Origin of the sequence: Levilactobacillus spicheri DSM 15429 (assembly GCF_001435095.1) — a bacterium.
Classification (GTDB): Bacteria; Bacillota; Bacilli; order Lactobacillales; family Lactobacillaceae; genus Levilactobacillus; species Levilactobacillus spicheri.
On the sequence record NZ_AZFC01000035.1, the window covers coordinates 123,626 to 149,297 of the forward strand.

The window sequence follows — 25,672 nt, forward strand, 5'->3', positions numbered from 1 at the left end:
ATTTTGCCATTTTTTAGAAGTTTCCGCCACCGTTATTCTGGTCATTTTGGGTAGAATCCGCCGTCGTGGTGGTACCGTCGGTAGTGGTGCCATCCGACCCCGTCATGATCGCGATTTTCCCGGTCGTGGCGTGGCTTAGGCTCAAGCCCTTGCGAATAAAGTTCGTGACCCGCTGAAGCTCGGACTTGCTGGCCACCTCCATGCTCTGGGCATCGATGGTCTGACTGGTCCCCTGCAGGTGAGTGGTCTTGATGTGCTTCGTCGCCGCGCGGTAGTTCTGGGCCAGCGCCGTCAGGTCGTTAAACGTCAGGTCGGTCTGGGTCTGCTTCGACAGTGACGACACGAAGTCCTGGTTCAGTAACGTGGAAATCGAGTTGCTCTTGTTCAAGAGCGCCATGATGACCTTGCGTTGCCGGGTCTGCCGGCCGTAGTCCCCCAGGGGATCGTCGTCCCGCATCCGGGCGTAGGCCAGGGCCTTCTTCCCGTTCATGTGGGTGGTGACGCCCTTCTTAAAGGTGTACCCGCCGTAGCTGAAGCTCAGGGTCGGCTTGAGGGTCACGCCGCCCACTTCGTTGATGATTTTTTCCATGCCACCCATGTTAATGATGGCGTAGAAGTCGATGGGGACGTTCAACATCTTCTGGACCGTGGTAATGGCCGTCTTCGACTGGCCCCACGCGTACGCCGCGTTGATTTTGGCCGGCGACTGACTCTCGTAGCCCGGAATGTTGACCGCCGTATCCCGCGGAATACTGGTGATCGTGGTCTTATTAGTCTTCGGATTGATGGTCACCACCATCATGCTGTCCGTCCGGCCCTGGAAGGTCCGCCCCAAGGCCCCGGTATCGGTCCCCATCAAGAGGATCGAGACGGGCTTCTTTTGGGCCAACTGCTGGTCCACGTTACGGATCTTGGTGACCCCCGAGGCCTTAAAGGATTGCTTGACGGTGTTCTGTAAGCTTTGGTAACGGTGAACCCCGTAAGCCACGCCTCCAAGAAGTCCCACGAATAGAATTAAAAGTAGTATGTTGCGCACTGGGTGGCGCCGTTTTCTTTGCCGTTGCATCGGGTCATAGCCGTCCTTTCATCCGCACGGCCCTTCACCGGCGGTGGTTATTCAATTTGTGACTCGTCCATTATAGGCGGCGGGCCTTAACCATTTCTAAGTCAACCGAAATCTTAATCAAATCCCAACTATCTAGCCGTGGGTTGGTGCGCCAGTAAGGCGACCAGGTCAGCCGCGGGGATCTTGCCGAAGTAGCTCGGCACGTCCAGTTGGTCAAAGACCGCCTGAATCGCCGCGGGCGTGTAGGGAATCCCGGTGAGCCGATCCGTGACGTCTCGAATCGGGCGCTGGCCGAAGAAGTCGCCGTGAATCTGAATCGCCCGGATGTGCCCTTCGGCGACGTTGAGGTCAAACTCGACGGTCCCAGCTGGGAAATGCTGCCGCCGCGTCAGGTCGTAGGCGGGATCCTTGCCGTAGATCCAGTCCCAATTATTAAAGTACTGGTCGGCGAGCGCTTGAATGCCCGCCCGGTCCTGAGCCGTCAAGTCGTAGCGGTGTGCCTGCGCCAAATCATCCAGTCCCAAGATCTCCTTGGCCAGGGTGTCCCGAAACTCTTCAATGGTCAGGTGCTGGTATTCGGGCGCACAGTACGGGCGCAGGTTGGTGACCCGGCTCTTGACCGAGCGAATGCCCTTCGTCGCCAGTTTATCGGCCGGCACGTTCAGGGCCTTGGCAATCTGGGTCTGGTCGACGTCGTACATCAGCGTGCCGTGCGAGAACATCCGGCCGTTTTCCACGTGCATCGCGTTGCCCGAGAACTTCTTGCCGTCGATGGTCAGGTCATTGCGCCCGGTCATCGCCGCGCCGGTCGCTCCCATCTGGTAAAGGGCCTTAATCACCGGATCCGTGAAGCGCTTGAAGTTGCCCACGGCATCCCCGTCATCCCGGGTGATGAAGCTGAAGCTGACGTTGCCGAGGTCGTCGTAGACCGCCCCACCCCCGGAGGTCCGCCGGGTCAAAATGATCTGGTGATCCTGCACGTATTGCTGGTTGATCTCCGCCAAGACGTTTTGGTACCGCCCCACGATGATGCAGGGTGAATTAATGTAGAAATAAAGAATCGGTTCCGTCAGGTCGGCGTGTTCCATCAAATAGGTCTCCACGGCCAGGTTCTGGCGAATATCCGTACTGTCACTGGTTAAATAACGCAAGGTGTCATCCCCTTAAATTGTCTAGGGTTATCATACCACGAAATGAAACCGCTACCGGCCAAATTAACCGGCGTTCGCAAGCGCCTGAGCGGTGTTTTCATCTCGTTATCGTTAAATGAGAATAAGATTAAATCAATTACTATATTTTAATTTTATCCACCGGCCTTGTCAATAGCCGGTTGGCGCCCATTAAAAAAGGAACTCGCGGTCGTGACCAACCGGAATTCCTTGGGGTTACTTCTTTAAGGCCTCGTCCAGGGCCTCGACGCTTTTCACGGGGCCCACCACGGTCAAGACGTCGTGCAACCGGACGACCGCCGTGGGTTGGGGCGAGATATCGATGTCCGCGCCCCGCTGAATGGCGATGACGTTTAAGTCAAACCGCTGCCGCAGGTTCAGCTTGACCAGGTCCTGATCGACGAAGGTGGGATCGGTGATGACCACCTCGGCCAACGTGTAGTCCTGACTCAAATCAATAAAGTTCAGGATGTGATTGGACAAGAGCTTGCGGGCGATGCCCTGGCCCATATCCCGTTCGGGGAAGACCACCTGATCGGCCCCGACCCGCTTTAAGACGCGCCCGTGGTCGCTGGTTTCTGCCTTGGCGATGACCTGTTTGGCCCCCTGCTCCTTGGCCAACAACGTGGTCAGGATGCTGGCTTCCATGTTGTTCCCGATTCCCACGATCACGTAGTCGAAGGTATCGATGTTGAGCCGGCGCAAGACCTCCTCGTCACGCGTATCCGCGATCAGCGTCTGCGTCGCCACGTCCATCAGCTCGTTGACCCGGTCTTCCCGGCAGTCCACGGCGAGGACCTCCTGCTGCATCTCGGCCAGGGTCCGGACGACCGCTTCGCCAAACCGCCCCAGGCCCAACACAGCAAAATTCTTTTTCACGTTCAACCACTCCTAACCGATTAAAATATTTTCTTCAGGGTACCGTAACCGACTGACCTTCGGCTGCCGCTTCGACAGGGCGTACAGCGACGTGAAGATGCCGACCCGACCGACGAACATCAAGATCATGATGATGACCTTGCCGATCACGGTCAAATGCGGGGTCAACCCCAGGCTCAGGCCCACGGTCCCAAAGGCGGATAAAACTTCAAAAACGATGTATTCCAGGCCGTACCCCTGCGGAATCTTCTCCGTTTGGGTCAGGACCAGTGTCGCCAGGGTAATCACGATGCTCGCCAGAAAGACCAGCAACAACGCGCGGCTGATGTTGGCCTGACTGAACCGCCGGTGACTGAACTCCACGTCCTCGCGTCCCCGTAGCTGGGCAATGCTCTGAAGCATCAGGACCCCAAACGTGGTGGTCTTGATTCCCCCGGCGGTCGACCCAGGCGTCCCCCCGACGAACATCAGAATCATGATCAGAAAGATACTGCCGGAGTGCAACGAGTTGGTCGGCAGCGTCACGATGCCCGCGGTCCGGGGCGTGACGCTCAGAAACAGGGTGTTGATGGTCCGGTTGACCCACGACATGTGATCGCCCAACAACCCGGACAAGTTGCCCTCGGTCACCAGCAAGATCACGAAGCCCAAGACGAACAGCGTCCCGGTGGTGGTCAGCGTCAGCTTGGAGTTCAAACTCAACCGCTTGCGTTCATGGTACAAGAGTAGGTCCCGCCAGACCAGAAAGCCTAGCCCCCCACCCACGATCAGCACAATCGTGACCAGGAGAACGTAGCTGTCGTTGCGAAAGCGCATCAGGCTGTCGCCGAAGACGTCGAACCCCGCGTTACAAAACGACATAACGGAGTGGTAGACCGACACGTAGAGGCCGCGTTTCCACCCAAAGCGCGGGATGAAATCGACGGCGAGCAGGCCCACGCCCCCCAGCTGAAAGACCGCCGAAAGACCGATCACGTACTTCATGACGCTTTTTGTGTCGCTCAAGTTCTCGAGGTTGAGCGATTCCTTGACCATCAGCTGCGTCGACAGGCCCATGCTCCGGTGCCGCCGAATGATGTTGAACAGCAGCACGGCAAAGGTCATGTACCCCAGAGCGCCGATCTCCGCCATGCCCAGGATGACCACCTGACCAAACAACGACCAGTGCGTGGCCGTGTTGACCACCGTCAACCCCGTAATACAGGTCGCGGAGGCCGCCGTGAAGAGAATATCGATCAGCGCGGTCCCCTGTTGGTGGCTGGTGGCGATGGGCAGGCTCAACAAGAGGCTCCCCAAAAAGATGATCAGGATAAAGCCCCAGACCATCTTCTTGGACAGCGTATTAAAAATACTGAGTTTCGCTAGTTTTTTCATGGTTTCCTTTTCTCTTTGCATTTTCATTACCTCACCAGCTTAAGCCTTGCCACCGGGGGAACGCAAGGGGATTTTGTGTTTCCAGGCAAATTCCATCACGCCACTTTTGAGACCAGATTGCAACCCCCATTTCCCGTTGACTTTCCCCCGTGACGGGGCTACCGTTGACCCCAACGAACTGGTAAAGGAGTGCTCAGAAATGTCTCAATTTGATCGTCAGAGTTTTTCGTTAACGGGTAAGGTCGCCCTCATCACCGGGGGTGCCAGCGGCTTAGGCCAAAACTACGCGGTGGCCCTCTCCCTGTACGGCGCCGACGTGTTCGTTGTGAGCCGGACGCAAAAGGGCTGGGCGGAGACCCGGCAACGCGTCGAGGAAAACGGGCAACGCATTGGCTTTTTGGAACAGGACATCACGGCCCCCGACTGTGCGGCGGCCATCGTCCAACACGTCATCGACCACTTTGGTCACCTGGACATCCTGGTGAATAACGCCGGCATGCAGTTGCGCAACGACGTGCTGGACTACCAGGATGCCGACTGGCGCCGGGTCATCGACCTGAACCTCAACGCCCTGTATTACCTCTCCCACGAGGCCGCCATGGTCATGGCGGCTCAGGGCCACGGTAAAATCATCAATATCGGCTCGATGCAGTCCTACCGGGCGGGGAAGAACATCTTCCCCTACACCGCCAGCAAACACGCCGTCTGGGGGCTCACCAAGGCCTACGCGGACGCCCTGGCCCCGGACAACATCCAGGTCAACGGCATCGCGCCCGGCTACATTAGCACCGACATGACCCGCTCGCTGCAGGAGGACCCCGTTCGTGGGCCGGAGATCAAGGCCCACATTCCGTCGGGTGACTGGGGCGTCCCCGAGCAACTGATGGGACCCGTGGTCTTCCTGGCCAGTCAGGCCGCCGATTACGTCACCGGGGTGATGCTGCCGGTCGATGGCGGGTATTTACTGCGGTGATCTGCGCGTGCTATCGATTGCGGCAGCAGCGATTCGAAGAACAAAAAAAGTCTGGGACAAGTTGTCTCAGGCTTTTTCGTTATCCAAATTCCCCACAATCAGTTGCAGGGTCAAAACGGTCACCGCGACCAGACCCCAGGCCTACTGAGAGTCAGCCACGGCGCACGGCATTATTTTTGATAAGTCGCCGTATCGTCCCACTCGGAGACGAAGTCCTTCATGGCCTGCGGGTTGGTCGGGTTGTGCCAAGCGAAGTCGTCATACCACAGCCCCCGCTTCTCCTGATCGAGGTTACGCAACGCCACGACGTCTTCCGGCGCCAGGGTGAAGTCCGCCAATTGACTGTTTTCCACGATGCGTTGCTCGTGCACGGACTTGGGAATGGTGATGATGTTTTCCTGGTAGTCCCACCGCAAGATGATCTGGGCCGCCGAACGGTGATACTTCGCGGCTAACCGGGTGACGACGGGGTTATTCAGTGCGGCGCCCCCACCCAAAGGTGACCACGCCTCCAGCTGAATCCCCGCGAGTTGCATGGTCTGGCGCAGGTCCTTTTCCTGGTTCAACGGGTTGAACTCCATCTGGTTGATGACCGGCGTCACGGTTGTCTTATCCAGCAGGTCGTTCAACCGGTCGCTGTCAAAGTTCGAGACCCCGATGGCCCGGACCTGACCGTTCCGGTACAGTTGCTCCAGAGCCCGCCAAGTGTCGATGTAGTGTCCGTCTACGGGCCAGTGGATCAGGTACAGATCCACGTAATGCAGCTGTAACTGCTTTAGGGTCTGGTCGAAGGCCCGCAACGTGCTGTCGTAGCCCTGATCGCCGTTATAGACCTTGGTGGTCACAAAGAGGTCCTTGCGGTTTAGGCCGGTCTTCAAGAGCCCCGTCCGGATGCCGGCGCCGACCCCGGCCTGGTTACCATACTGCTTAGCGGTATCGATCAACCGGTACCCGTGCTGGATGGCCTGGGTCACGGCGTGGTCGGCGTCGGTATTGGACGCCTTCCAGACCCCTAAGCCCACTCGGGGCATGCTGACCCCGTTATTCAGCGTTAACCGCTGTGTCAAAACAGATTCTGTCATAAGTGTCTTCCTCCCTCAGATGTTTTCACATCGTCTCTAGTGTACGGCTGGTCGCCGGCCTTGCCCAACCAGGGCGTCCGCCACGAATGCCCACTAAACCAACCAAGCCCTTTCATTTCGGCCACAAAAAAAACACCCACATCGCTGTGAGTGTTTTCCAATAATCCAGAGATAATCCGCAGATTAACGCTTGGAGAATTGTGAAGCCTTCCGGGCCTTCTTGAGACCTGGCTTCTTCCGTTCCTTCATCCGGGCGTCACGGGTCAACAGACCAGCGCGCTTCAGCGGACCACGGAAGTCAGGGTCAACTTCGAGCAATGCCCGAGCGATCCCGTGACGAGTAGCGCCGGCTTGGCCGGAGAAACCGCCACCACGAACAGTAACTAATGCATCGTAGTTACCAAGCGTTTCCGTTACGTTGAATGGTTGTAAAACCACTTCACGGATACTTGCAAATGGAATGTAATCTTCGATTGCCTTGTTGTTCATGACAATCTTACCAGAGCCAGGTACTAAACGTACACGGGCAGAGGAGTTTTTACGACGGCCAGTGCCGCGATATTGAACTTGTGCCAATTGGGTTTCCTCCTTAAATTAGGTTCGTAATGTCTAAGACTTCTGGCTTTTGTGCTTCATGCTTGTGGTCTGCACCAGCATAAACGTGAAGCTTCAAGGCCATTTGGTGACCTAATGAGTTCTTCGGAAGCATGCCTTGGACAGAAGTTTCGATTAACTTTTCAGGGTTTTCATCCCGGAAGTTACCGGCAGTCCGTGACTTCAAACCACCAGCGAAGTGAGTATGGTGGTAGTAGATCTTGTTGGCTGCCTTACGGCCAGTCAGAGCGATCTTGCTGGCGTTGATAACGATCACGTTATCACCAGTGTCCACGTTAGGGGTGAACGTTGGCTTGTTCTTGCCGCGCAGGATAGTTGCAACGACGGAAGCAAGACGACCTAAACTAACATCGGTTGCGTCAACGATGTACCATTTACGGTCAACGTTGTTTGGTTTTGCCATATAAGTTGTACGCACGTTAAATTCCTCCATAAATCTGTGTTTGTCTGACACCAAGTAAACTTTCCGGGGCTTATCGTGGGGCAAACAATACCAATGACCATAATACAAAGTTTTCCTAATAAAGTCAATGACTGTTTCCCCATCCCCCAAAATTTCACCCACTTATCGTTGATGGGGCGGTAACTTGGTGGGATGTGCCGGATCTTCTCCCATGTAATACACGTGTTTCAGATACAGCCCCGCGGCCGGCGCGGTCCGGCGAGCCTGTTTGCGGTCCTTGACCTGATACAACCGTAAGATATCGTGGACCGGCCGCGTCCCCGAGCCGATTTCGACCAGGACCCCGACCATGATCCGAATCTGGTTATACATGAAGCCGTTCCCGTAGAACTCGAAGACCAGTTCGTTGTTCGTGGTGTCCTTGTGGCAGGTGGCCTCGTAAATGGTCCGCACGAAGGTCCGCGTCTGGGCCCCGGAGGCCACGAAGCTGGTGTAATCGTGCTCCCCGACCAGGTCGGCTAAGGCCACCTGGATCTTGTCCAGGTCGACCGGAAACTTCCAGTGTCCCGTGTAATTGCGTTTAAAGGGATTCCGAAACTCCCCTAGGTCCATGCGGTACAGGTAGCGCTTGCCCGACACGTCGTACCGCGCGTGAAAATCGGGCGCCGCTAGTTCGACCTTCACGACCTCCATGTCGAGGGGCAGCATACTGTTGAGCCCCTTATGCATGTTCTCGGCGGGAATCGTAAACGGCAGGTCAAAGTGCACGACCTGGGCCAGGGCGTGGACCCCGGCATCCGTCCGGCCAGAACCGTAGACCACGATGGCGGGGTCCGGCTGCTTGGCCATCTTGTTGACCACCTGGGTCAGGACCCCCTCCACCGTGCGCTTATTGGGCTGGCGTTGGAAGCCCGCGAAGGCCGTTCCATCATACATTAATATTACTTTATAGCGTTGCATACTCCATCCTCTCTTACCAACGACGGCTGATCAGAATCAGGGCCAGTCCCACCCCGAAGATCAGCCAAGTAACCGTATCCCGGCGTTGCCAGGTCAAAACACGATAGTGGCTCCGGTGTTCGCTATCCTGATAGCCCCGCGTCTCCATCGCCGTCGACAGATCCTCGGCACGGTTAAAGGCGCTCATAAACAGCGGCACCATCAGGGGGATCAGGGATTTGGCCTGCTTGATCAGACCCCCCTCACCGAAATCCACGCCCCGGGCGCGCTGGGCGTTCATGATCTTTTGGGCCTCGTCCATCAGGGTCGGGACGAAGCGTAGCGCGATCGACAACATCATCGCCAGTGTGTCCACGGGGACCCGGACCCAGCGCAACGGCGTCATCAGTGACGCCAGGCCGGTGGCGATGTCCAGCGGCTGCGTCGACAGGGTCAAGAGCGTGGACATCATAATGATCAGCATAAACCGAATAAAGATGTAGCCGGCGTTGATCAGGCCAAACTGGGTCACGTTGATAAAGGCCCAGTGCCAATAGACGTGGCCCCCCGCGGGACTGAAGAGCAACTGCAACAGGACGGTGAAGATGATCAGCCAGATCAGCGGGCGAATCCCCCGCAAGAAGAACCCCAGCTTGATATGCGAGGCCTTGATGGCCCCCAGGGTCAACGCGATCAAAATCAGGTAGCTAAGCAAGCTATTGGCCAGGAACACCAGAATGATGTAGCAAAAGCTGATGGCCAATTTGTTTCGCGGATCCAAGCGGTGCACCACCGAATTCAGGGGCAGATACCGCCCAAAGATGAACTTAGACATCGGCAGCACCCCCCTGGGGCCACTGTGCGGCCAACTGAGCGGCTAATTCGTCCGCCGTCAGTGGGAGACCCTGGGGCCAGTGAACGCCCTGTTGCGCCAATTTCTGGGCGAATTTCGTTGCCCGGGGCACGTCCAGGTCATTGGCCCGTAACCAGTCGGGGTCGCCAAAGATCTCCCGGGGGGTGCCGGTCTTCAGGAGCCGCCCCTGCCGCATAACGGCGACCTGATCGGCGTACTGGGCAACGTCTTCCATCTGGTGGGTCACCAGGACGATGGTCAGCCCCTGCTCCCGGTGTAACCGGTCAAACAAGGCCATCATCTCCTGCCGTCCCTGGGGGTCCAGCCCTGCCGTGGGTTCATCGAGCACCAGGACCTGCGGGTGCATGGCCAGGACCCCGGCAATGGCGACCCGCCGCATCTGGCCCCCGGAGAGATCAAACGGCGACCGCTGCGCATAGCTGGGGTCGAGCCCCACCGTGGTCAGCATCTCATCGGCTAATTGCCGGGCCGCGTCCGGGGCCATGCCAAAGTTTTGGGGCCCAAAGGCGATATCCTGTTGAATCGTCTCCTCGAACAGTTGGCTTTCCGGAAATTGAAACACCATGCCCACGTGTTGCCGCAGCGGCTTGAGGTCCGCGTTGGTCGTGGTCGGCGTGACGGTGAACGCATCAATGGTCAGTTCACCCCGGGTGGGCTTGAGCAACGCGTTCAGTTGCTGAATCAGCGTCGATTTGCCGCTCCCGGTATGACCGATGATGGCCAGGTAGCCGTGATCCGGCACGTGCAGGTTGATGTCCTGCAGGGCGGGCGTGGCGAGGGGCGTGCCCGCTTGATAAGTATAGTCTACGTGTTTAAAAGTGATCGACACAACCACGCCTCCATTTCTGCGGTGGTCTGGTAACCATCCGGCGGGGTAATCCCCCGCTGACGCAGGGCATCCGCTAGCTTAGTGGTAAAGGGCACGTCCAGTCCCAGGGCCACCAACCGGCTGCCCTGGGCAAAGATGGTCGCCGGCGGGGCCTCCTGAACCAGGTGACCATCGTCGATCACCAGGACCCGGTCGGCCTGCGCTGCCTCATCAATATCGTGAGTAATCGAGATGACCGTCAGGTGCTGCTGTTGATGCAACTGCCGTACCAACGCCAGCATGTCTTGCCGGCCCCGGGGATCCAGCATACTGGTGGCCTCATCCAAAATCAGAATTTGGGGGGCGATGGCCACGATCCCCGCCAACGCGACCCGCTGCTTCTGGCCCCCCGAGAGCGAACTGGGCTCCCGGTGCGCAAAGTCCTGCATGCCCACCGCCTGTAAGGCCTGCTGAACCCGGGGCACCATTTCCTCCCGCGAAAGTTGCCGGTTTTCCAGGCCAAAGGCGACGTCGTCTTCGACCGTGGCACCAACGAACTGGTTATCGGGATTCTGGAAAATCATGCCGATCTGCTCCCGGACGGTCCAGACGGTGGCCGGCGTCAAGGCAACGCCGCCGACCGTGATGCTCCCCTGCTTAAAGGGTAATAAGCCATCAATCGCCCGGGCGAGGGTCGATTTACCGCTCCCGTTATGGCCGACGATTGCCAACCACTCCCCCTGTTCCACGTCAAAACTGACCTGATCCAAGGCAGCGTGGCCGGTACTCTCGGGATATTCGTATGAAAGTTGTTGTACTTGAATGATCTGTGCCACCCGTATCGCGACCCCCTTAAAAAGTCACCGCTAATTATACCAAAGAAACCCGGTTCCGCGTAGTCCTCCACCCAAAATCCGGGAAGTCCCGCAGAAAAAAAGGGTACAAAAAAATCACTAACGAATCAGCGGCGCTGAGGCTTTCGCCCCCATTCAAGCTAGACTCGGGGAAATCCCATCATCATAACGCTCTATACCACATGACCCTAGTGATTTATGTGTTACCTATTGCCGCACGCTACGGAGGCGCGACCAGCCCGAAAACGTTCCCTAATCAGAGATTAGTCAACGAATTCCAAGATTGCCATTGCAGCACCATCACCGCGACGAGGCATCGTCTTTAAGATCCGCGTGTAACCACCGTTACGATCCGCGTACTTCGGTGCTAATTCGCTGAACAACTTTTGCAGTGCAGAAGTAACCTTGATGTCATCGCCGTCTTCCTTAACATCTGCAACCACGTTCCGGACGAAGCCAGCAGCTTGCCGCCGGGCGTGTAAGTCGCCTTGCTTACCCAAGGTAATCATCTTATCCGCAGTCTTGCGAACTTCCTTGGCGCGTGCTTCGGTCGTTTCGATGCGACCGTTTAAGATCAAACTAGTGGTCAAGTCGCGCAGTAACGCCTTACGTTGAGAACTAGTCCGTTGTAATTTACGGTAACTCATAACCAGAAACCCTCCTTTGAGTGTCTAAAATTAGTCTTCTTTCCGAAGTGACAAACCGAGATCGGCTAACTTTGCCTTAACTTCTTCCAGGGACTTGCGACCCAAGTTACGAACCTTCATCATGTCTGCTTCGGTCTTGTTAGTCAATTCTTGAACCGTGTTGATACCAGCACGCTTCAAACAGTTGTAAGAACGAACGGACAAGTCGAGCTCTTCGATAGTCATCTCAAGCATCTTTTCCTTGTGCGTCTCTTCTTTTTCAACCATGATTTCAGCATTCTTCGCTTCATCCGTTAAGTCAACGAACATCGCTAAGTGCTCAGTCAAGATCTTGGCAGCCAATGAGATGGCCTCGCTAGGATTGATTGAACCGTTCGTCCAAACATCCAGGGTCAATTTATCGTAGTCAGCCCGTTGGCCAACCCGTGCATTCTCTACTTGGTAGTTAACCCGTTCGATTGGGGTGTAGATCGAATCAACAGCTAAAACACCAATTGGCATTTCCGTGTTCCGGGCTTTGTTTTCATCAGCGGAAACATAGCCCCGGCCCTTATCTGCTGTCATTCGCATGTGGAAGGTTGCCCCGTCAGCGACCGTAGCAATGTACAGGTCTGGGTTCAACACATCAACATCCGCCCCTGCGACGATATCACCGGCAGTGACCTGTGCAGGCCCCTTAACGTTGATCTCCATCGTTTCTTCCTGATCATCGGCGCCATTAAGCTTCAACGCAATCTTCTTGACGTTCAAGATAATCTGCGTAACGTCTTCAACGACGCCTTCGATAGTCGAAAACTCGTGCAGAACCCCGTCGATTTGAATGCTGGTGACGGCTGCACCAGGTAATGACGAAAGTAGAATCCGACGTAATGAGTTCCCTAAGGTAGTCCCATAACCCCGTTCCAGCGGTTCAACAACGAACTTGCCGTAATTGCTGCTTTCATCAATTTTATGAATGTTAGGCTTTTCAAATTCAATCATTCTTATCGTTTACCCCTTTCAAACCGCGTTGAGCTCCCATAAGTCAATCCCATCATGAAGGAGACCTTCATAAATGAAACGCTCATTTAGACCCGACGACGCTTTGGAGGACGAGTACCGTTATGAGGCACTGGCGTCACGTCACGAATTGCCGTAACTTCGATACCAGTTGCTTGGATAGCACGGATAGCAGCTTCACGTCCTGAACCAGGACCCTTAACAGCAACTTCAACGGACTTAACACCGTGTTCCATAGATGCCTTAGCAGCAGCTTCGGCAGCCATTTGTGCGGCGAATGGCGTTGACTTCCGACTACCCTTGAAACCCAAGGCACCGGCGGATGACCACGCAATAGCGTTCCCTTGAACGTCGGTGATCATTACTAAAGTATTGTTAAACGTAGCATGAATGTGCGCAACACCGGATTCAATATTCTTCTTGACCCGACGCTTGCGACTAGTTCTTCTAGTAGCCATAAAAGTTTGTAACCTCCCTTACTTAATTACTTCTTCTTCCCGGCAATCGATACGGCTTTACCCTTACGAGTGCGGGCGTTGTTCTTGGTATGTTGACCGCGAACTGGTAAACCGCGACGGTGACGCATTCCACGGTAAGAACCCATTTCTTGCAGACCCTTGATGTTTAAGCTGACTTCACGACGTAAGTCACCTTCAACTTTGTACTTATCAACTTCTGCACGAATCTTGTCTTCTTGGTCTGGCGTTAAATCGCGAACCCGAACGTCTTCGGAAACACCGGCATCGGCAACGATCTTGTGCGCCGTGTTGATACCAATTCCGAAAATGTAGGTCAAACCATAAGCGATACGCTTATCACGTGGTAAATCCACTCCAGCAATACGTGGCATTACTTGCACCTCCTGTTAAATTAAATTACTTACCCTGGCGTTGTTTGTGCTTAGGGTTGGCAGAGCAAATGATCATTACTCGACCCTTACGCTTGATAACCTTGCAGTGTTCGCACATTGGCTTAACTGATGGTCTTACTTTCATGATAACCCTCCTACTTCTGTCGCCAACCGGTTACTTGAAACGATACGTAATCCGGCCTTTAGACAAGTCATACGGTGACATTTCAACAGTTACTCGATCACCAGGCAGAATCCGAATGTAGTGCATCCGGATCTTACCAGAAACGTGAGCGAGAATCTCATGACCGTTTTCTAATTCGACTCGAAACATCGCGTTTGGTAAAGTTTCGGTAACTTTACCTTCAACTTCAATGACATCGCTTTTCGCCACGAAAGTACCTCCCTTTTGATTGCGTAAAACTACGCGGAAAAGCGGTGGGAACACGGTTGTCTTCCCACCGAGCACCTGCGAATTGCGACAGCGCGCCATTTACAGGCTAAACCTGAATAAGCTTACCATAATTCCCTTGACAAGGCAAGAAGAGTGTTGGCTTAACAGCTTAGAGGCTCTTGAGGATCTTTTCGATGTCGACGTAAACGTCATCGATGTCCCGATCGCCATCAACGGTGTACAACAGGTGCTTCTGGGTGTAGTAATCAACCAATGGCGTGTTCATCTTCAGATTAACCGCCAGCCGATTCTTCACCGTTTCCGGCTTGTCGTCTTCCCGTTGGTAGAAGTCATGGCCGCCACAGACATCACAGGTGCCTGCGACTTTAGGATTATTGTAGAGCTTGTGGTAGGTTGCCCCACAAGTCCGGCAGATGTACCGCCCGGATAACCGTTCTACCAATACGTCTGGCTCAACATGAATGTTGATCACGGCATTGATCGTCCGGTCCAATTCGGGGCCAAAGCTGTCCAATGCTTCAGCTTGGGCCAGTGAACGAGGGAACCCGTCCAACATGAAACCGTCCTTGGTGTCATCCTGCGCTAAGCGATCCTTCACGATTCCGTTGGTCACTTCGTCGGGAACCAATTCACCTTTGTCGATGAACTTCTTCGCGGCAACGCCCATTTCGGTTTCGTTCTTCATCGCGTCACGGAAGATGTCCCCCGTGGAGATGTGTGGTAAGTGGAACTCTTCAATAATCTTTTGAGCCTGGGTCCCTTTACCGGCACCTGGCAGACCCATGAGAATCAAGTTCATTGCTGTCATGTTCAAACTCCTCGTTTCGTAAACTTCGCCTGAAATACACAAGCAGGTGTGCCAAAAGGATTCAACACACCCGCTGGAAACTCATTAAGCTGGTTCTGGATCTTGGATAAAGCCAACGTATTCGCGCTTCATCATTAATCCGTCAACTTGACGCATCGTTTCGATGGCCACACCAACCACGATTAAGAGGCTAGTTCCCCCTAACCCGATCGACTCATCTAAGTCCCACAGGTTTTGGGCTAACAACGGAATCAAGGATACGAATCCTAGGAAGAGGGCCCCAACCGTGCTGAGGCGCATCAACAAGCTAGAAACGTATGACTGCGTTTCGTGACCAGGCCAGACACCCGGAATGTAGCTCCCCTGCTTTTGCAGGTTCTCGGCTAACTTTTCGGGGTTCACTTGGACGAACGCGTAGAAGAACGTGAACACAATGATCAGAACGGTGTACAAAATGGCGCCGTCGAGCGTTTGCATATTGAAAATATCCGATAAGGTTTGGTACCACGCATCTTGCGAGTGCGAGTTTTGGAACGCCATCAAAATAGTTTGTGGCGTCGCAATAAACGAACTAGCGAAGATGACTGGGATAACCCCAGCGACGTTCACCTTTAATGGTAAGTAGCTGCTATCTGGCGAACCAGATACCCGCCGCGTGTACTGAATCGGTACCCGCCGTTCGGCTTGTTGGACCCACGTTACGAACGTAACGATGATCAAAACAACCACGATCAGCGCGATAATGAACAGGACACTTTGCCATAAAGTACCCTTATCCGCATCAACAAAATAAGTTTGGTAGAGTTGGTAAACCGACTTCGGTGTCCGGGCAATAATCCCGGCAAAGATAATCATCGAAATCCCGTTACCTAATCCGCGGTCGGTAATCATATCACCCATCCAGGTGGTCAACATCGTCCCACCGGTCAGGATTAACCCGATCGCTAAGTACGTTTGCACACTTGGGTTTTGAACCAGCTTCAATGAACTTAAGGCACTGAAACCAGCCGTGATCCCGATGGATTGAACGAAAGCCAAAACAATCGCGAGATACCGCGTTGCTTGATTCAACTTCCGACGACCAACGTCACCTTGCTTACTCCATTCCACGAAACGAGGAACGATGTCCATTTGTAGCAATTGAATAACGATTTGTGCAGTGATGTAGGGTGACACCCCCATCGCAAAGATGGAGTAGTTGGTCAACCCACCACCACTAAAGGTATCTAAAATACTAACCAATCCAGAAGACGCGACGCTTTGAAGGGCCTTCGCGTTAATGCCCGGAACCGTAATGTACGTTCCGAGACGAAAGACGATCAAAACCAATAGAGTAAAGAGAATCTTATTACGAATGTCTTTAATCTTAAAGGCGTTTTTCAAGCTTGATAGCATTAAATCACCTCAGTCTTACCACCGGCAGCTTCGATTGCTTGACTAGCGGACTTGGAGAACTTAGCGGCCTTGACCGTCAATTTCTTCGTCAATTCGCCATTACCCAAGATCTTAATACCAGCCTTTTCGTTCTTCACGATACCAGCTTCAACTAAGGCAGCTGGCGTAACCTCTGCACCGTCATCAAAGACGTTCAAAGCAGATAAGTTTACAACAGCAAATTCCTTACGGTTAATGTTGGTAAACCCACGCTTTGGAATCCGACGGTACAATGGCATTTGGCCACCTTCAAAGCCCAAACGGGTCTTGCTACGTGCCTTTTGACCCTTTTGGCCACGACCAGCAGTCTTACCGTTACCAGAAGAGTCACCACGACCAACCCGGTTACGGACCTTACGTGAGCCTTCAGCAGGTTTCAATTCATTCAACTTCATGCTATTGCGCACCTCCTTATTTAATGATATGAGTACTACTTAACTTCTTCAACCTTGATCAAGTGGGCGATTTGGAAAAGCGCACCACGAGTAGCTTCGTTGTCGGGTTGTAAAACAGAGCTGTTAACCCGCTTTAAGCCCATTGCTTCAACGATTTTACGCTGTTTAGGGAGACGGTGAGCAGCACTATGAATTAAAGTAACTTTCAATTGAGCCATCTTAGAACTCCTCCTTATTCAGCTAAGTGTTGAAGTGAGACACCACGGAGGGCGGCAACTTCTTCAGCACGCTTTAATTGTTCAAGACCAGCAAAAGTGGCCCGAACAGCGTTAACAGGCGTGTTGGAACCTAAACGCTTCGAGGTAACATCGGCAACACCGGCTAATTCCATGACGGAACGAACGGCACCACCCGCAGTAACCCCAGAACCTTCAGCAGCGGGCTTCAACAAGATCTTCCCACCACCGTAGTTTCCAATAGTTTCGTGAGGAATGGTCGTTCCCACGATTGGAACTTCAATCAGGTTCTTCCGAGCGGCTTCAACGGCCTTACGGATAGCTTCGGGAACTTCTTGTGCTTTACCAGTACCGAAGCCAACGTGACCGTTCTTATCGCCGACAATGACAAGAGCAGCAAATCGCAGACGACGACCACCTTTAACAACCTTCGTAATCCGGTTGATAGCAACGACGTTGTCTTCTAGTTCCAACTTGTCGGGATCAATAAACTTTGCCATGTGTGGTTATTCCTCCTTACTATTAAAATTTAAGCCCGTTTTCACGAGCAGCTTCCGCAAGCGCTTGAACACGGCCATGGTACAAGTACCCGCCACGGTCAAACACAACATTTTCAATCTTCTTTTCAACGGCACGCTTGGCAACTAAAGCACCGACAGCCTTGGCTTGTTCGGTCTTGTTGTCACCATTAACGCCATCGTCTAACGTCGAGGCACTAACAAGCGTTACACCCGCTACGTCATCAATTACTTGAGCGTAGATGTTTTTGTTAGAGCGGAATACGTTTAAGCGTGGGCGTTCTGCATTACCAGAAATTTTGTTCCGGACACGTCCATGACGCTTTTGACGCGTCTTGTTTTTATCTGGTTTCGTAATCAAAATAGTCACCTCTTTGAAAAATTTCAGCTGTTAGGCTGCTTTAAGTTTACTTACCGGTCTTACCTTCACGAATACGAACAAATTCGTTTTCGTAACGGATACCCTTACCCTTGTAAGGTTCTGGGGAACGAACGGCACGGACTTCAGCAGCGAAGTCGCCGACTTCTTGCTTGCTGATACCAGCAATGTTGATGGTGGTGTTGTCTGGGACCTTGACTTCAAGGTCTTCAGGAACATCCATGTGAACGGGGTTGGAGTAACCAACGCTCAAGATCAGGTCTTTACCCTTCAATTGAACACGGTAACCAACACCGACAAGCTTCAAGGTCTTCGCAAAACCACTGACAACCCCTTCAACCATGTTGTTAAGGTTGGCACGTTGCGTCCCATGTAAAGCCCGCATTTTGTTGTTATCGTTAGGACGATCGAAATCAACCGCACCGTCGCTAATCTTCATAGTAATGTCGGATGCAAAAGTCCGCGTTAAGGAACCCTTAGGACCCTTGACCGTAACTTGGTCCCCGTCGCGCTTAACTTCAACGCCGGCAGGAACAACAACCGTTTTATAACCAATACGACTCACTGTAAGGCACCTCCTGTCTTTTTAAAGTTTTACCAAACGTAGGCGAGAACTTCGCCACCGATTTTCTTGGCCCGCGCTTCTTTATCAGTAATAACCCCTTCAGAGGTGGAGATAATGGCGATACCTAAACCGTTCAATACCTTTGGTACAGCGTCGGCCTTTACGTAAGAACGTAAGCCGGGCTTTGAAATACGCTTCAAACCACTGATGACACGTTGGTTATCCTTACCGTACTTCAAGAATACGCGGATAATGCCTTGCTTGTCGTCATCGATGTATTCAACGTTCCGGATAAATCCTTCACGCTTCAAGATTTCAGCGATGTCACGCTTAATTTTAGATGCAGGTACTTCGAGTGATTCGTGACGCACCATGTTGGCGTTACGGATACGCGTCAGGAAGTCTGCAATAGGATCAGTCATGGACATTAACGTTTTCCCTCCCTTTGTTTAAAATTCGGTTTACCAGCTAGCCTTCTTCATGCCAGGAATTTGACCCTTGTGAGCCAATTCGCGGAGGCAGATACGGCAAAGGTGGAACTTTTGATAAACAGAGTGTGGACGTCCACAACGTTCGCAACGAGTATATGCTTGAGTAGAAAACTTCGCGGGACGCTTGTTCTTAGCAATTTGTGATTTCTTAGCCAATTTGTGTGAACCTCCTTCTATTAGTGTGCAAACGGCATACCGAATTGAGCCAGTAATTCATGAGACTCTTCATCGGTGTTCGCCGTCGTAACGATCACGATGTCCAAACCACGGACACGGTTAACGTTATCAAAGTTGATTTCTGGGAAGATCAATTGTTCCTTAACCCCCAGCGTGTAGTTCCCGCGTCCATCAAAGGAACGGGTGCTAACACCGTGGAAGTCACGAACACGTGGCAATGACACGTTGATCAACTTGTCCAGGAATTCGTACATCCGGTCACCGCGAAGGGTAACCTTGGCCCCAATGGACATACCTTCACGAAGACGGAAGGTCGCGATTGACTTCTTGGCCTTAGTAACCAATGGCTTTTGACCAGAAATCAAACCGAGTTCTTCAACAGCTTCGTCCAGGTTCTTAGCGTTGGAGACAGCGTCACCAACACCCATGTTCAACACGATCTTGTCGATCTTTGGGGTTTGCATAACAGAACTGTAACTGAACTTTTCCATCATGGATGGCGTAATTTCATTTACGAACTTTTCTTTTAAACGAGTAGACATGAAATGTTATTCCTCCTTTCGCGGATTATTTATCGATGGTTTCGCCGGACTTTTTCGCGAACCGGACTTTGTGACCATCTTCGATACGAACGCCAAGCCGGGTTGGTTCGTTGTTCGAAGGATCGATAAGCATAACGTTGGATGCGTGAATTGGTGCTTCAACATCAAGGATGCCACCTTGAGGGTTCGATTGCGAAGCCTTTTGGTGTTTCTTGATCATGTTGACGCCTTTGACAATCACGCGGTTCTTAGCAGCCAAGACTTTGGAAACAGTACCTTCCTTGCCTTTGTCCTTGCCAGCGATCACGCGGACCTTGTCACCAGTTTTAATGAGCATTCCTGTGGGCACCTCCTTGTTAAAAACGATTCTTGATTACAGTACTTCGGGTGCTAATGAGATGATCTTCATGTAGTCGTTGTCACGCAATTCACGTGCAACGGGTCCAAAGATCCGAGTCCCTTGAGGGCTCTTGTCGTCCTTGATCAGCACTGCGGCATTTTCATCAAAGCTAATGTATGAACCGTCATTCCGACGGACCCGTGACTTCGTACGAACGATGACTGCCTTAACGACATCACCCTTTTTGACAACGCCACCTGGTGTTGCTTGTTTGACAGTAGCAACGATAATATCACCGATTCCAGCGTAGCGACGCTTTGAGCCACCCAGAACCTTGATCGTCAGAATTTCCCGGGCGCCGGAGTTATCGGCAACCTTTAAGCGACTTTCTTGTTGGATCACAGCTAGTGTCCTCCCTTCAGTTCTAGTTCAGAATACGATAAAAACGACACTTAAATAATGACTGCTTTTTCAACAATGTCGACTAAGCGGAACCGCTTGGTAGCAGACAATGGCCGTGTTTCCATGATTTCGACAAGATCGCCGGTGTGGGCTTCGTTGTTTTCGTCATGTGCCTTGTACTTCTTGGAGTACTTGACCCGCTTGCCATACCGTGCATCCGTCTTCGTCGTATTGACTTCGACGGTGATCGTCTTTTCCATCTTATCAGAAACAACCCGACCGCGATATACCTTACGGTGATTACGTGCATCACTCATGTAATAGTGACCTCCTTTTTATCGTATTCTACTTGTTCAGTTCTTGCTGGCGAAGAGCGGTCTTAATCCGCGCAATGTTCTTCCGAACCTGCTTCAACCGAGCGGTGTTTTCCAATTGACCAGTGGCTAATTGGAACCGCAAGTTGAATAATTCGTCCTTGTAGCTCTTTTCTTTATCGAGCATTTCAGCAGTGGTTAATTCATTGATGTCTTTAGTCTTCATTAGATTCGCCACCTACTTCCTCTCGGGTCAAAATCTTGGTACGAACGGGAAGCTTCATGGCAGCAAGACGTAAGGCTTCGCGGGCGGTTGCTTCATCAACACCACCGACTTCGAACATGACCTTACCACGCTTGACTGGGGCTACCCAGCCATCAGGCGTACCTTTACCATTACCCATCCGAACCCCAACACCTTTAGCGGTGTAGGATTTGTGAGGGAAAATCTTAATCCAAACTTTCCCACCACGCTTCATGTAACGCGTGATTGCAATACGAGCAGCTTCGATTTGACGGTTAGAGATCCAATGTGAATCTAACGCCTGCAAACCAAAGTCACCGAAAGCCACGCTCTTGCCACCCTTAGCTTCACCACGAAGCTTACCACGGTGGACACGACGGAACTTTACTCGCTTAGGTACCAGCATGCTTATTTCCCTCCTTGTCCGTTATTTTTCTTTTCAGGCAGGATTTCACCACGGTAGATCCAGGTCTTAACACCCAAAGAACCGTAAGTCGTGTGAGCTTCTACCCATGCGTAATCGATGTCAGCACGTAACGTGTGCAATGGAACCGTCCCGTCAGCATAGCTTTCGACACGGGACATGTCAGCACCGTTCAACCGACCAGCGACTTGCGTCTTGATACCCTTGGCACCAGAACGCATCGTCCGTTGCATCGTCTGACGCATTGCCCGACGGAAAGCGACACGGCCTTCCAATTGACGAGCGATGTTTTCGCCGACTAACTTAGCGTCTAAGTCTGGCTTCTTGATTTCCACAATGTTGATGTGTACTCGCTTGCCAGTTAAAGCGTTAAGTTCTTTCCGTAAGTTTTCAACTTCGGAACCACCCTTACCAATAACCATCCCTGGCTTGGCAGTGTGGATTGAGATGTTGACGCGGTTTGCAGCCCGTTCAATCTCAACAGTTGAAACAGAAGCGTCAACCAGACGCTTTTCGATGAATTTACGGATTTGAAGGTCTTCTCGTAAGTAAGCAGCAAAATCTTTTTCAGCATACCACTTTGCTTCCCAGTCACGAATAATACCGACCCGTAATCCGGTTGGATTTACTTTTTGACCCACGCGTTATCCCTCCTCTTTTTCAGATACAACAACCGTAATGTGACTCGTACGCTTGTTGATTGGTGAAGCGGAACCCTTGGCACGAGGACGGAACCGCTTGAGGGTTGGTCCTTCGTTGACGTAGGCTTCGCTAACAACTAAGTCTTGACGATCTAAGTCAAAATTGTTTTCTGCGTTAGCAATTGCAGAGTTTAATACCTTAGCCACAACCGGTGAAGCACCACGCGGTGTGAACTTTAAGATAGCCAATGCTTCTGCGACGCTCTTACCGCGAATAAGGTCGATAACCAGACGGACCTTACGAGCAGCAATCCGAACCGTCTTAGCAGTCGCTTGTGCTGATGTAACTTGTTCAGCCATTAGTTATTCCTCCTTATCGTGTCTTTTTGTCGTCGCCACCATGGCCACGGAACGTCCGCGTTGGGACAAATTCGCCTAACTTATGACCCACCATGTCTTCTTGGATGTAAACTGGGACATGCTTCCGTCCGTCATAAACAGCAATGGTGTAACCAATGAAGCTAGGGAAAATAGTAGACCGGCGGGACCAGGTCTTAATGACGGCCTTTTTTTCTTGATCCTTTTGCGCATCGATCTTCTTCAGCAAGTGCGCATCGGCAAAAGGTCCCTTTTTCAAACTACGACCCATTATGAAACCTCCTCTACTTGTGGCGCATCGTTTCGCACGATGATCACCAGGTATCGAATTATCCGTTTAAACGGATAATTACATCTTAGAACCCTTACGACGACGAACAATAAACTTGTCAGTCCGGTTCTTCTTCTTCCGCGTCTTCTTACCAACGGTCTTCTTACCCCATGGGGACAGAGGAGATGGTAATCCGACAGGTGCTTTACCTTCACCACCACCATGTGGGTGATCGTTAGGGTTCATAACAGAACCACGAACGTGAGGACGTTGACCAGCCCAACGGTTCCGGCCGGCTTTACCAACGTTAACTAATTCATGTTCTTCGTTACCAACGGCACCAATCGTTGCCCGATTAACGCTCAGGATCATCCGAACTTCACCAGAAGATAAACGAACTAAGACGTACTTGTCGTCGTTAGCCTTACCTAAAAGTTGTGCGGAAGTCCCAGCAGAGCGGACCAATTGGCCACCCTTACCTGGCTTCAATTCGATGTTGTGAATCACAGTCCCAAATGGAATGTTCTTCAATGGTAATGTGTTCCCAACCTTGATATCAGCATCTGGACCGGATTGAACTTGCGTTCCAACCTTTAAGCCCTTAGGTGCGATAATGTAAGACTTCGTCCCATCGGCGTAAACTAATAAGGCAATGTTGGCAGTCCGGTTAGGATCGTATTCGATGGCCTTAACCGTTGCGGGAACATCATCCTTAATCCGCTTGAAGTCGATGATCCGGTATTGGCGCTTGTTACCACCGCCACGGTGACGCACAGTCATATGACCGGCGTTGTTCCGTCCAGCGGTGTGGCTTTGTGAATCAAGCAGTGATTTTTCAGGAGTCGTCTTAGTGATGACGTCTTTGTAAACCAAGCTCGTCATGTTACGACGACCGTTGCTTGTTGGTTTGTATTTCTTAATCGCCACGTTATTTCCCTCCTATATTTATTAGGATATTATTCTTCGTTGAATAATTTGATTTCTTTTGAGTCGGCAGATAAGCTGACAATGGCCTTACGACGCTTCTTAGTGTAGCCTTCGTAACGTCCTTGACGCTTCTTCTTACCCTTTAAGTTCATGATGTTGACCTTAACAACCTTCACGTCGAAGATTTCTTCGATAGCGTGCTTGACTTGCGTCTTGGTTGCTCGTACGTCAACGTCAAAGGTGTAACGCTTGTCATCCATCGTTGCCATTGAAGCTTCAGTGACAACTGGACGTAAGATAATGTCGCGTGCTTCCATTATGCGAGCACCTCCTCTACCTGAGAAAGGGCTGGTTGGGTAATCACTAACTTGTCGGCATCAACGACGTCGAGGACATTCAAGCTCTTGGCTGGAATTACCTTAACGTTCGCTAAGTTCCGGGCTGCTAAAGCGGCCGTAACGTTGTCGTCTTCAAGAACGACTAACGTCTTCGTCGTGACATTCAAGCCAGCCAACACAGCGGCGAATTCCTTCGTCTTAGGAGCATCGAATGCTAAGCCGTCAACAACGACTAAGCCTTCGTCCAAGACCTTTTGGGAAAGCGCGGACTTGATAGCTAAGCGACCGACCTTCTTAGGAAGACGGTAACTGTAGGAACGAGGGGTTGGTCCAAAGACCACACCACCACCGACCCATTGTGGGGAACGGATGGAACCTTGACGGGCCCGACCAGTACCCTTTTGACGCCATGGCTTCTTACCACCACCACGAACGGCACTCCGGTTCTTAACGGCGTGGGTTCCTTGGCGCATGGAAGCTCGTTGCATCAAAATCGTATCAAAGATAACGTTGTCGTTAGGTTCGATACCAAAGATATCGGCATTCAAAGTGACGTCGCCGTTTTGGCTACCGTCTTGTTTGTATAATGCTACGCTTGTCATTTAATTATCCTCCCTTCCGATTTATTTTTCAGATTGCTTAGGACGTGGTGGGCGAACAGCACTCTTAACAACAACGAGTGACTTGTTAGCACCAGGCACGTTGCCCTTGATCAGCAGAACGTTGTTATCAACGTCCGCCTTCACGATTTGCAGGTTTTGGATCGTAACTTGCTTGTTACCCATCCGACCTGGGAGCTTCTTACCAGGGAATACCCGGTTGATGATGGCACCCAGAGAACCTGGACGACGGTGGTAACGAGAACCATGGGCCATAGGGCCACGGCTTTGACCGTCTTTATGAATGTTACCTTGGTATCCATGACCTTTAGTGACACCAGTGACATCCACGATGTCGCCTGCTGCGAAGACGTCTACCTTGACTTCATCAGCCACCTTGTAATCTCCCAGCTCAACATCTCTGAATTCACGAATGAAGCGCTTAGGAGTCGTGTTTGCTTTTGCTACATGACCTTGTTCGGGCTTGTTGCTAAGTACTTCACGCTTGTCTTGGTAACCAAGTTGGATGGCTTCGTAACCGTCGTTTTCCATCGTCTTAACTTGCAACACAACGTTTGGCGTTGCTTCGACAACAGTAACGGGGATTAATTCGCCAGCATCAGTGAAGACTTGCGTCATCCCGACCTTTTTCCCTAAGATTCCTTTTGTGGTCATGAGTACACCTCCGATTTAATGTTTTATAGTTGGTACACGAGAATTATAACTTGATTTCGATGTCCACACCGCTAGGCAGGTCGAGCTTCATTAATGAGTCAACCGTCTTTGGCGTTGGGTTTACGATATCAATCAGACGCTTGTGCGTCCGCATTTCGAATTGTTCACGCGAGTCCTTGAACTTGTGTGGTGAACGTAAAACCGTGTAGATCGTCCGTTCAGTTGGCAATGGAATTGGACCAGAAATGCTAGCACCAGTTCTCTTTGCCGTTTCAACGATCTTGTCTGCGGATTGGTCGAGGATACGATGTTCGTATGCCTTTAACCGGATCCGAATCTTTTGTTTTGCCATTGTGTTCCCTCCTTCGTCTATTTTAAAAATAAGACTAACTCCGTGTGAATTCCCGCCACGCCCTCATGGCAAAGCGGCCGGGCGTGTCGCAATCTCCCACATCATCGCTTAAACTTTTGAGCTCCCATCAGGAGAGCAAAATACTCCCCTGAAAATCAGCACTTAACTATCATACTAAATAAAACGCCGTATGACAAGGGTTTTCGCTGAATTCCTTAAAATTCCTTGAATAAGAACCGGCAACTTGACGCCGATCAAATAAAAAACCTTATTGA

41 protein-coding genes are annotated in these 25,672 nt (G+C 52.0%); 1 reads left to right on the plus strand and 40 read right to left on the minus strand.

The features are described from left to right. Nucleotides 1-13: 13 nt before the first annotated feature. From FD37_RS09385 to FD37_RS09400, 4 genes are all read right to left on the minus strand, one after another. On the minus strand, nt 14-1,066 hold the full coding sequence (locus tag FD37_RS09385; RefSeq protein ID WP_056964979.1) for an LCP family protein: 1,053 nt from the start codon (nt 1,064-1,066) through the stop codon (nt 14-16). 128 nt (nt 1,067-1,194) lie between these two features. Continuing rightward, on the minus strand, nt 1,195-2,217 hold the full coding sequence (locus FD37_RS09390; protein WP_056964981.1) for a lipoate--protein ligase: 1,023 nt from the start codon (nt 2,215-2,217) through the stop codon (nt 1,195-1,197). A 234-nt stretch (nt 2,218-2,451) separates the two neighbouring features. Further along, complete coding sequence (locus FD37_RS09395; RefSeq protein WP_045808235.1) at nt 2,452-3,114, minus strand: potassium channel family protein; 663 nt, start codon at nt 3,112-3,114, stop codon at nt 2,452-2,454. A 12-nt stretch (nt 3,115-3,126) separates the two neighbouring features. After that, nucleotides 3,127-4,488 (minus strand): TrkH family potassium uptake protein, encoded by a 1,362-nt coding sequence (locus FD37_RS09400; protein WP_045808234.1) that lies wholly within the window; start codon nt 4,486-4,488, stop codon nt 3,127-3,129. A gap of 199 nt (nt 4,489-4,687) precedes the next feature. On the opposite strand from FD37_RS09400, the gene FD37_RS09405 reads away from it, so the two are divergent. Continuing rightward, the gene (locus tag FD37_RS09405; protein WP_056964983.1) at nt 4,688-5,461 is read left to right on the plus strand and encodes a glucose 1-dehydrogenase; all 774 of its coding nucleotides are present in this window, start codon (nt 4,688-4,690) and stop codon (nt 5,459-5,461) included. A gap of 170 nt (nt 5,462-5,631) precedes the next feature. Here FD37_RS09405 and FD37_RS09410 read toward each other — a convergent pair whose 3' ends face one another. From FD37_RS09410 to rpsJ, 36 genes are all read right to left on the minus strand, one after another. Further along, nucleotides 5,632-6,543 (minus strand): aldo/keto reductase, encoded by a 912-nt coding sequence (locus FD37_RS09410; protein WP_045808232.1) that lies wholly within the window; start codon nt 6,541-6,543, stop codon nt 5,632-5,634. Nucleotides 6,544-6,726: 183 nt separating this feature from the next. Beyond that, entirely contained in the window at nt 6,727-7,119 is a 393-nt protein-coding gene (rpsI, locus tag FD37_RS09415) for a 30S ribosomal protein S9 (protein ID WP_011668466.1), read from the minus strand. 13 nt (nt 7,120-7,132) lie between these two features. Further along, nucleotides 7,133-7,576 (minus strand): 50S ribosomal protein L13, encoded by a 444-nt coding sequence (gene rplM / locus FD37_RS09420; RefSeq protein WP_045808231.1) that lies wholly within the window; start codon nt 7,574-7,576, stop codon nt 7,133-7,135. Between the two features lie 147 nt (nt 7,577-7,723). Further along, nucleotides 7,724-8,521, minus strand: coding sequence for a tRNA pseudouridine(38-40) synthase TruA (gene truA, locus FD37_RS09425; RefSeq protein ID WP_056964986.1), 798 nt, complete (start codon nt 8,519-8,521; stop codon nt 7,724-7,726). Between the two features lie 13 nt (nt 8,522-8,534). Next, on the minus strand, nt 8,535-9,335 hold the full coding sequence (locus tag FD37_RS09430; RefSeq protein WP_056964988.1) for an energy-coupling factor transporter transmembrane component T family protein: 801 nt from the start codon (nt 9,333-9,335) through the stop codon (nt 8,535-8,537). Next, complete coding sequence (locus FD37_RS09435; protein ID WP_045808228.1) at nt 9,328-10,203, minus strand: energy-coupling factor ABC transporter ATP-binding protein; 876 nt, start codon at nt 10,201-10,203, stop codon at nt 9,328-9,330. Before FD37_RS09435 ends, FD37_RS09430 begins: the two co-directional genes overlap by 8 nt. Continuing rightward, nucleotides 10,179-11,018 (minus strand): energy-coupling factor ABC transporter ATP-binding protein, encoded by an 840-nt coding sequence (locus FD37_RS09440; RefSeq protein ID WP_082605169.1) that lies wholly within the window; start codon nt 11,016-11,018, stop codon nt 10,179-10,181. The genes FD37_RS09435 and FD37_RS09440 overlap by 25 nt, the downstream gene beginning before the upstream one ends. A gap of 281 nt (nt 11,019-11,299) precedes the next feature. Then, nucleotides 11,300-11,683: a 50S ribosomal protein L17 gene (rplQ, locus tag FD37_RS09445; RefSeq protein WP_045808227.1), complete on the minus strand. Its 384-nt coding sequence runs from the start codon at nt 11,681-11,683 to the stop codon at nt 11,300-11,302. 30 nt (nt 11,684-11,713) lie between these two features. Beyond that, nucleotides 11,714-12,664 carry a DNA-directed RNA polymerase subunit alpha gene (locus FD37_RS09450; RefSeq protein WP_045808226.1) on the minus strand — a complete coding sequence of 317 codons (951 nt, stop codon included), beginning with the start codon at nt 12,662-12,664 and terminating at the stop codon, nt 11,714-11,716. A gap of 86 nt (nt 12,665-12,750) precedes the next feature. After that, nucleotides 12,751-13,140 carry a 30S ribosomal protein S11 gene (gene rpsK, locus FD37_RS09455; protein WP_045808225.1) on the minus strand — a complete coding sequence of 130 codons (390 nt, stop codon included), beginning with the start codon at nt 13,138-13,140 and terminating at the stop codon, nt 12,751-12,753. A 26-nt stretch (nt 13,141-13,166) separates the two neighbouring features. Beyond that, the gene (gene rpsM / locus FD37_RS09460) at nt 13,167-13,532 is read right to left on the minus strand and encodes a 30S ribosomal protein S13 (RefSeq protein WP_045808224.1); all 366 of its coding nucleotides are present in this window, start codon (nt 13,530-13,532) and stop codon (nt 13,167-13,169) included. Nucleotides 13,533-13,557: 25 nt separating this feature from the next. Beyond that, nucleotides 13,558-13,677 (minus strand): 50S ribosomal protein L36, encoded by a 120-nt coding sequence (rpmJ, locus tag FD37_RS12655; RefSeq protein ID WP_008855781.1) that lies wholly within the window; start codon nt 13,675-13,677, stop codon nt 13,558-13,560. Between the two features lie 30 nt (nt 13,678-13,707). After that, a complete protein-coding gene (gene infA / locus FD37_RS09465; protein WP_011668477.1) occupies nt 13,708-13,926 on the minus strand; it encodes a translation initiation factor IF-1 in 219 nt (72 codons plus the stop codon). 169 nt (nt 13,927-14,095) lie between these two features. Further along, a complete protein-coding gene (locus FD37_RS09470; RefSeq protein WP_307725083.1) occupies nt 14,096-14,746 on the minus strand; it encodes an adenylate kinase in 651 nt (216 codons plus the stop codon). A 93-nt stretch (nt 14,747-14,839) separates the two neighbouring features. Next, nucleotides 14,840-16,150, minus strand: a complete 1,311-nt coding sequence (gene secY / locus FD37_RS09475) for a preprotein translocase subunit SecY (RefSeq protein WP_045808222.1) — start codon at nt 16,148-16,150, stop codon at nt 14,840-14,842. After that, a complete protein-coding gene (gene rplO, locus FD37_RS09480; RefSeq protein ID WP_045808221.1) occupies nt 16,150-16,584 on the minus strand; it encodes a 50S ribosomal protein L15 in 435 nt (144 codons plus the stop codon). Before rplO ends, secY begins: the two co-directional genes overlap by 1 nt. Before the next feature lie 35 nt (nt 16,585-16,619). Further along, nucleotides 16,620-16,802, minus strand: a complete 183-nt coding sequence (gene rpmD, locus FD37_RS09485; protein ID WP_024746884.1) for a 50S ribosomal protein L30 — start codon at nt 16,800-16,802, stop codon at nt 16,620-16,622. Nucleotides 16,803-16,816: 14 nt separating this feature from the next. Then, nucleotides 16,817-17,320: a 30S ribosomal protein S5 gene (gene rpsE / locus FD37_RS09490; RefSeq protein ID WP_045808220.1), complete on the minus strand. Its 504-nt coding sequence runs from the start codon at nt 17,318-17,320 to the stop codon at nt 16,817-16,819. A 22-nt stretch (nt 17,321-17,342) separates the two neighbouring features. After that, nucleotides 17,343-17,708: a 50S ribosomal protein L18 gene (gene rplR / locus FD37_RS09495; RefSeq protein WP_045808219.1), complete on the minus strand. Its 366-nt coding sequence runs from the start codon at nt 17,706-17,708 to the stop codon at nt 17,343-17,345. 37 nt (nt 17,709-17,745) lie between these two features. Further along, the gene (rplF, locus tag FD37_RS09500) at nt 17,746-18,282 is read right to left on the minus strand and encodes a 50S ribosomal protein L6 (protein ID WP_045808218.1); all 537 of its coding nucleotides are present in this window, start codon (nt 18,280-18,282) and stop codon (nt 17,746-17,748) included. Between the two features lie 29 nt (nt 18,283-18,311). After that, a complete protein-coding gene (gene rpsH, locus FD37_RS09505) occupies nt 18,312-18,710 on the minus strand; it encodes a 30S ribosomal protein S8 (protein WP_024746880.1) in 399 nt (132 codons plus the stop codon). 33 nt (nt 18,711-18,743) lie between these two features. Continuing rightward, a complete protein-coding gene (locus tag FD37_RS12660; RefSeq protein WP_011668486.1) occupies nt 18,744-18,929 on the minus strand; it encodes a type Z 30S ribosomal protein S14 in 186 nt (61 codons plus the stop codon). Between the two features lie 20 nt (nt 18,930-18,949). Further along, a complete protein-coding gene (gene rplE / locus FD37_RS09510) occupies nt 18,950-19,492 on the minus strand; it encodes a 50S ribosomal protein L5 (protein ID WP_045808217.1) in 543 nt (180 codons plus the stop codon). Between the two features lie 25 nt (nt 19,493-19,517). Continuing rightward, nucleotides 19,518-19,829 (minus strand): 50S ribosomal protein L24, encoded by a 312-nt coding sequence (gene rplX / locus FD37_RS09515; protein WP_045808216.1) that lies wholly within the window; start codon nt 19,827-19,829, stop codon nt 19,518-19,520. 36 nt (nt 19,830-19,865) lie between these two features. After that, nucleotides 19,866-20,234, minus strand: coding sequence for a 50S ribosomal protein L14 (rplN, locus tag FD37_RS09520; RefSeq protein ID WP_045808215.1), 369 nt, complete (start codon nt 20,232-20,234; stop codon nt 19,866-19,868). Between the two features lie 50 nt (nt 20,235-20,284). After that, entirely contained in the window at nt 20,285-20,551 is a 267-nt protein-coding gene (gene rpsQ, locus FD37_RS09525; RefSeq protein WP_045808214.1) for a 30S ribosomal protein S17, read from the minus strand. A gap of 28 nt (nt 20,552-20,579) precedes the next feature. Then, nucleotides 20,580-20,774, minus strand: coding sequence for a 50S ribosomal protein L29 (rpmC, locus tag FD37_RS09530; RefSeq protein WP_024746875.1), 195 nt, complete (start codon nt 20,772-20,774; stop codon nt 20,580-20,582). After that, nucleotides 20,764-21,198: a 50S ribosomal protein L16 gene (gene rplP / locus FD37_RS09535; protein ID WP_045808213.1), complete on the minus strand. Its 435-nt coding sequence runs from the start codon at nt 21,196-21,198 to the stop codon at nt 20,764-20,766. The genes rpmC and rplP overlap by 11 nt, the downstream gene beginning before the upstream one ends. Before the next feature lie 2 nt (nt 21,199-21,200). After that, nucleotides 21,201-21,857: a 30S ribosomal protein S3 gene (rpsC, locus tag FD37_RS09540; protein WP_045808212.1), complete on the minus strand. Its 657-nt coding sequence runs from the start codon at nt 21,855-21,857 to the stop codon at nt 21,201-21,203. Nucleotides 21,858-21,860: 3 nt separating this feature from the next. After that, nucleotides 21,861-22,217: a 50S ribosomal protein L22 gene (gene rplV, locus FD37_RS09545; RefSeq protein WP_024746872.1), complete on the minus strand. Its 357-nt coding sequence runs from the start codon at nt 22,215-22,217 to the stop codon at nt 21,861-21,863. Between the two features lie 13 nt (nt 22,218-22,230). Beyond that, nucleotides 22,231-22,506: a 30S ribosomal protein S19 gene (gene rpsS / locus FD37_RS09550; RefSeq protein ID WP_045808211.1), complete on the minus strand. Its 276-nt coding sequence runs from the start codon at nt 22,504-22,506 to the stop codon at nt 22,231-22,233. Nucleotides 22,507-22,584: 78 nt separating this feature from the next. Next, nucleotides 22,585-23,433, minus strand: coding sequence for a 50S ribosomal protein L2 (gene rplB, locus FD37_RS09555; RefSeq protein WP_045808210.1), 849 nt, complete (start codon nt 23,431-23,433; stop codon nt 22,585-22,587). A gap of 29 nt (nt 23,434-23,462) precedes the next feature. Continuing rightward, complete coding sequence (gene rplW, locus FD37_RS09560) at nt 23,463-23,750, minus strand: 50S ribosomal protein L23 (protein WP_045808209.1); 288 nt, start codon at nt 23,748-23,750, stop codon at nt 23,463-23,465. Continuing rightward, nucleotides 23,750-24,373 (minus strand): 50S ribosomal protein L4, encoded by a 624-nt coding sequence (gene rplD, locus FD37_RS09565; protein ID WP_045808208.1) that lies wholly within the window; start codon nt 24,371-24,373, stop codon nt 23,750-23,752. The genes rplW and rplD overlap by 1 nt, the downstream gene beginning before the upstream one ends. Nucleotides 24,374-24,394: 21 nt before the next feature. Then, nucleotides 24,395-25,045 carry a 50S ribosomal protein L3 gene (gene rplC / locus FD37_RS09570; protein ID WP_024746867.1) on the minus strand — a complete coding sequence of 217 codons (651 nt, stop codon included), beginning with the start codon at nt 25,043-25,045 and terminating at the stop codon, nt 24,395-24,397. A gap of 43 nt (nt 25,046-25,088) precedes the next feature. Beyond that, nucleotides 25,089-25,397 (minus strand): 30S ribosomal protein S10, encoded by a 309-nt coding sequence (rpsJ, locus tag FD37_RS09575; protein WP_045808207.1) that lies wholly within the window; start codon nt 25,395-25,397, stop codon nt 25,089-25,091. Between the last annotated feature and the right edge of the window lie 275 nt (nt 25,398-25,672).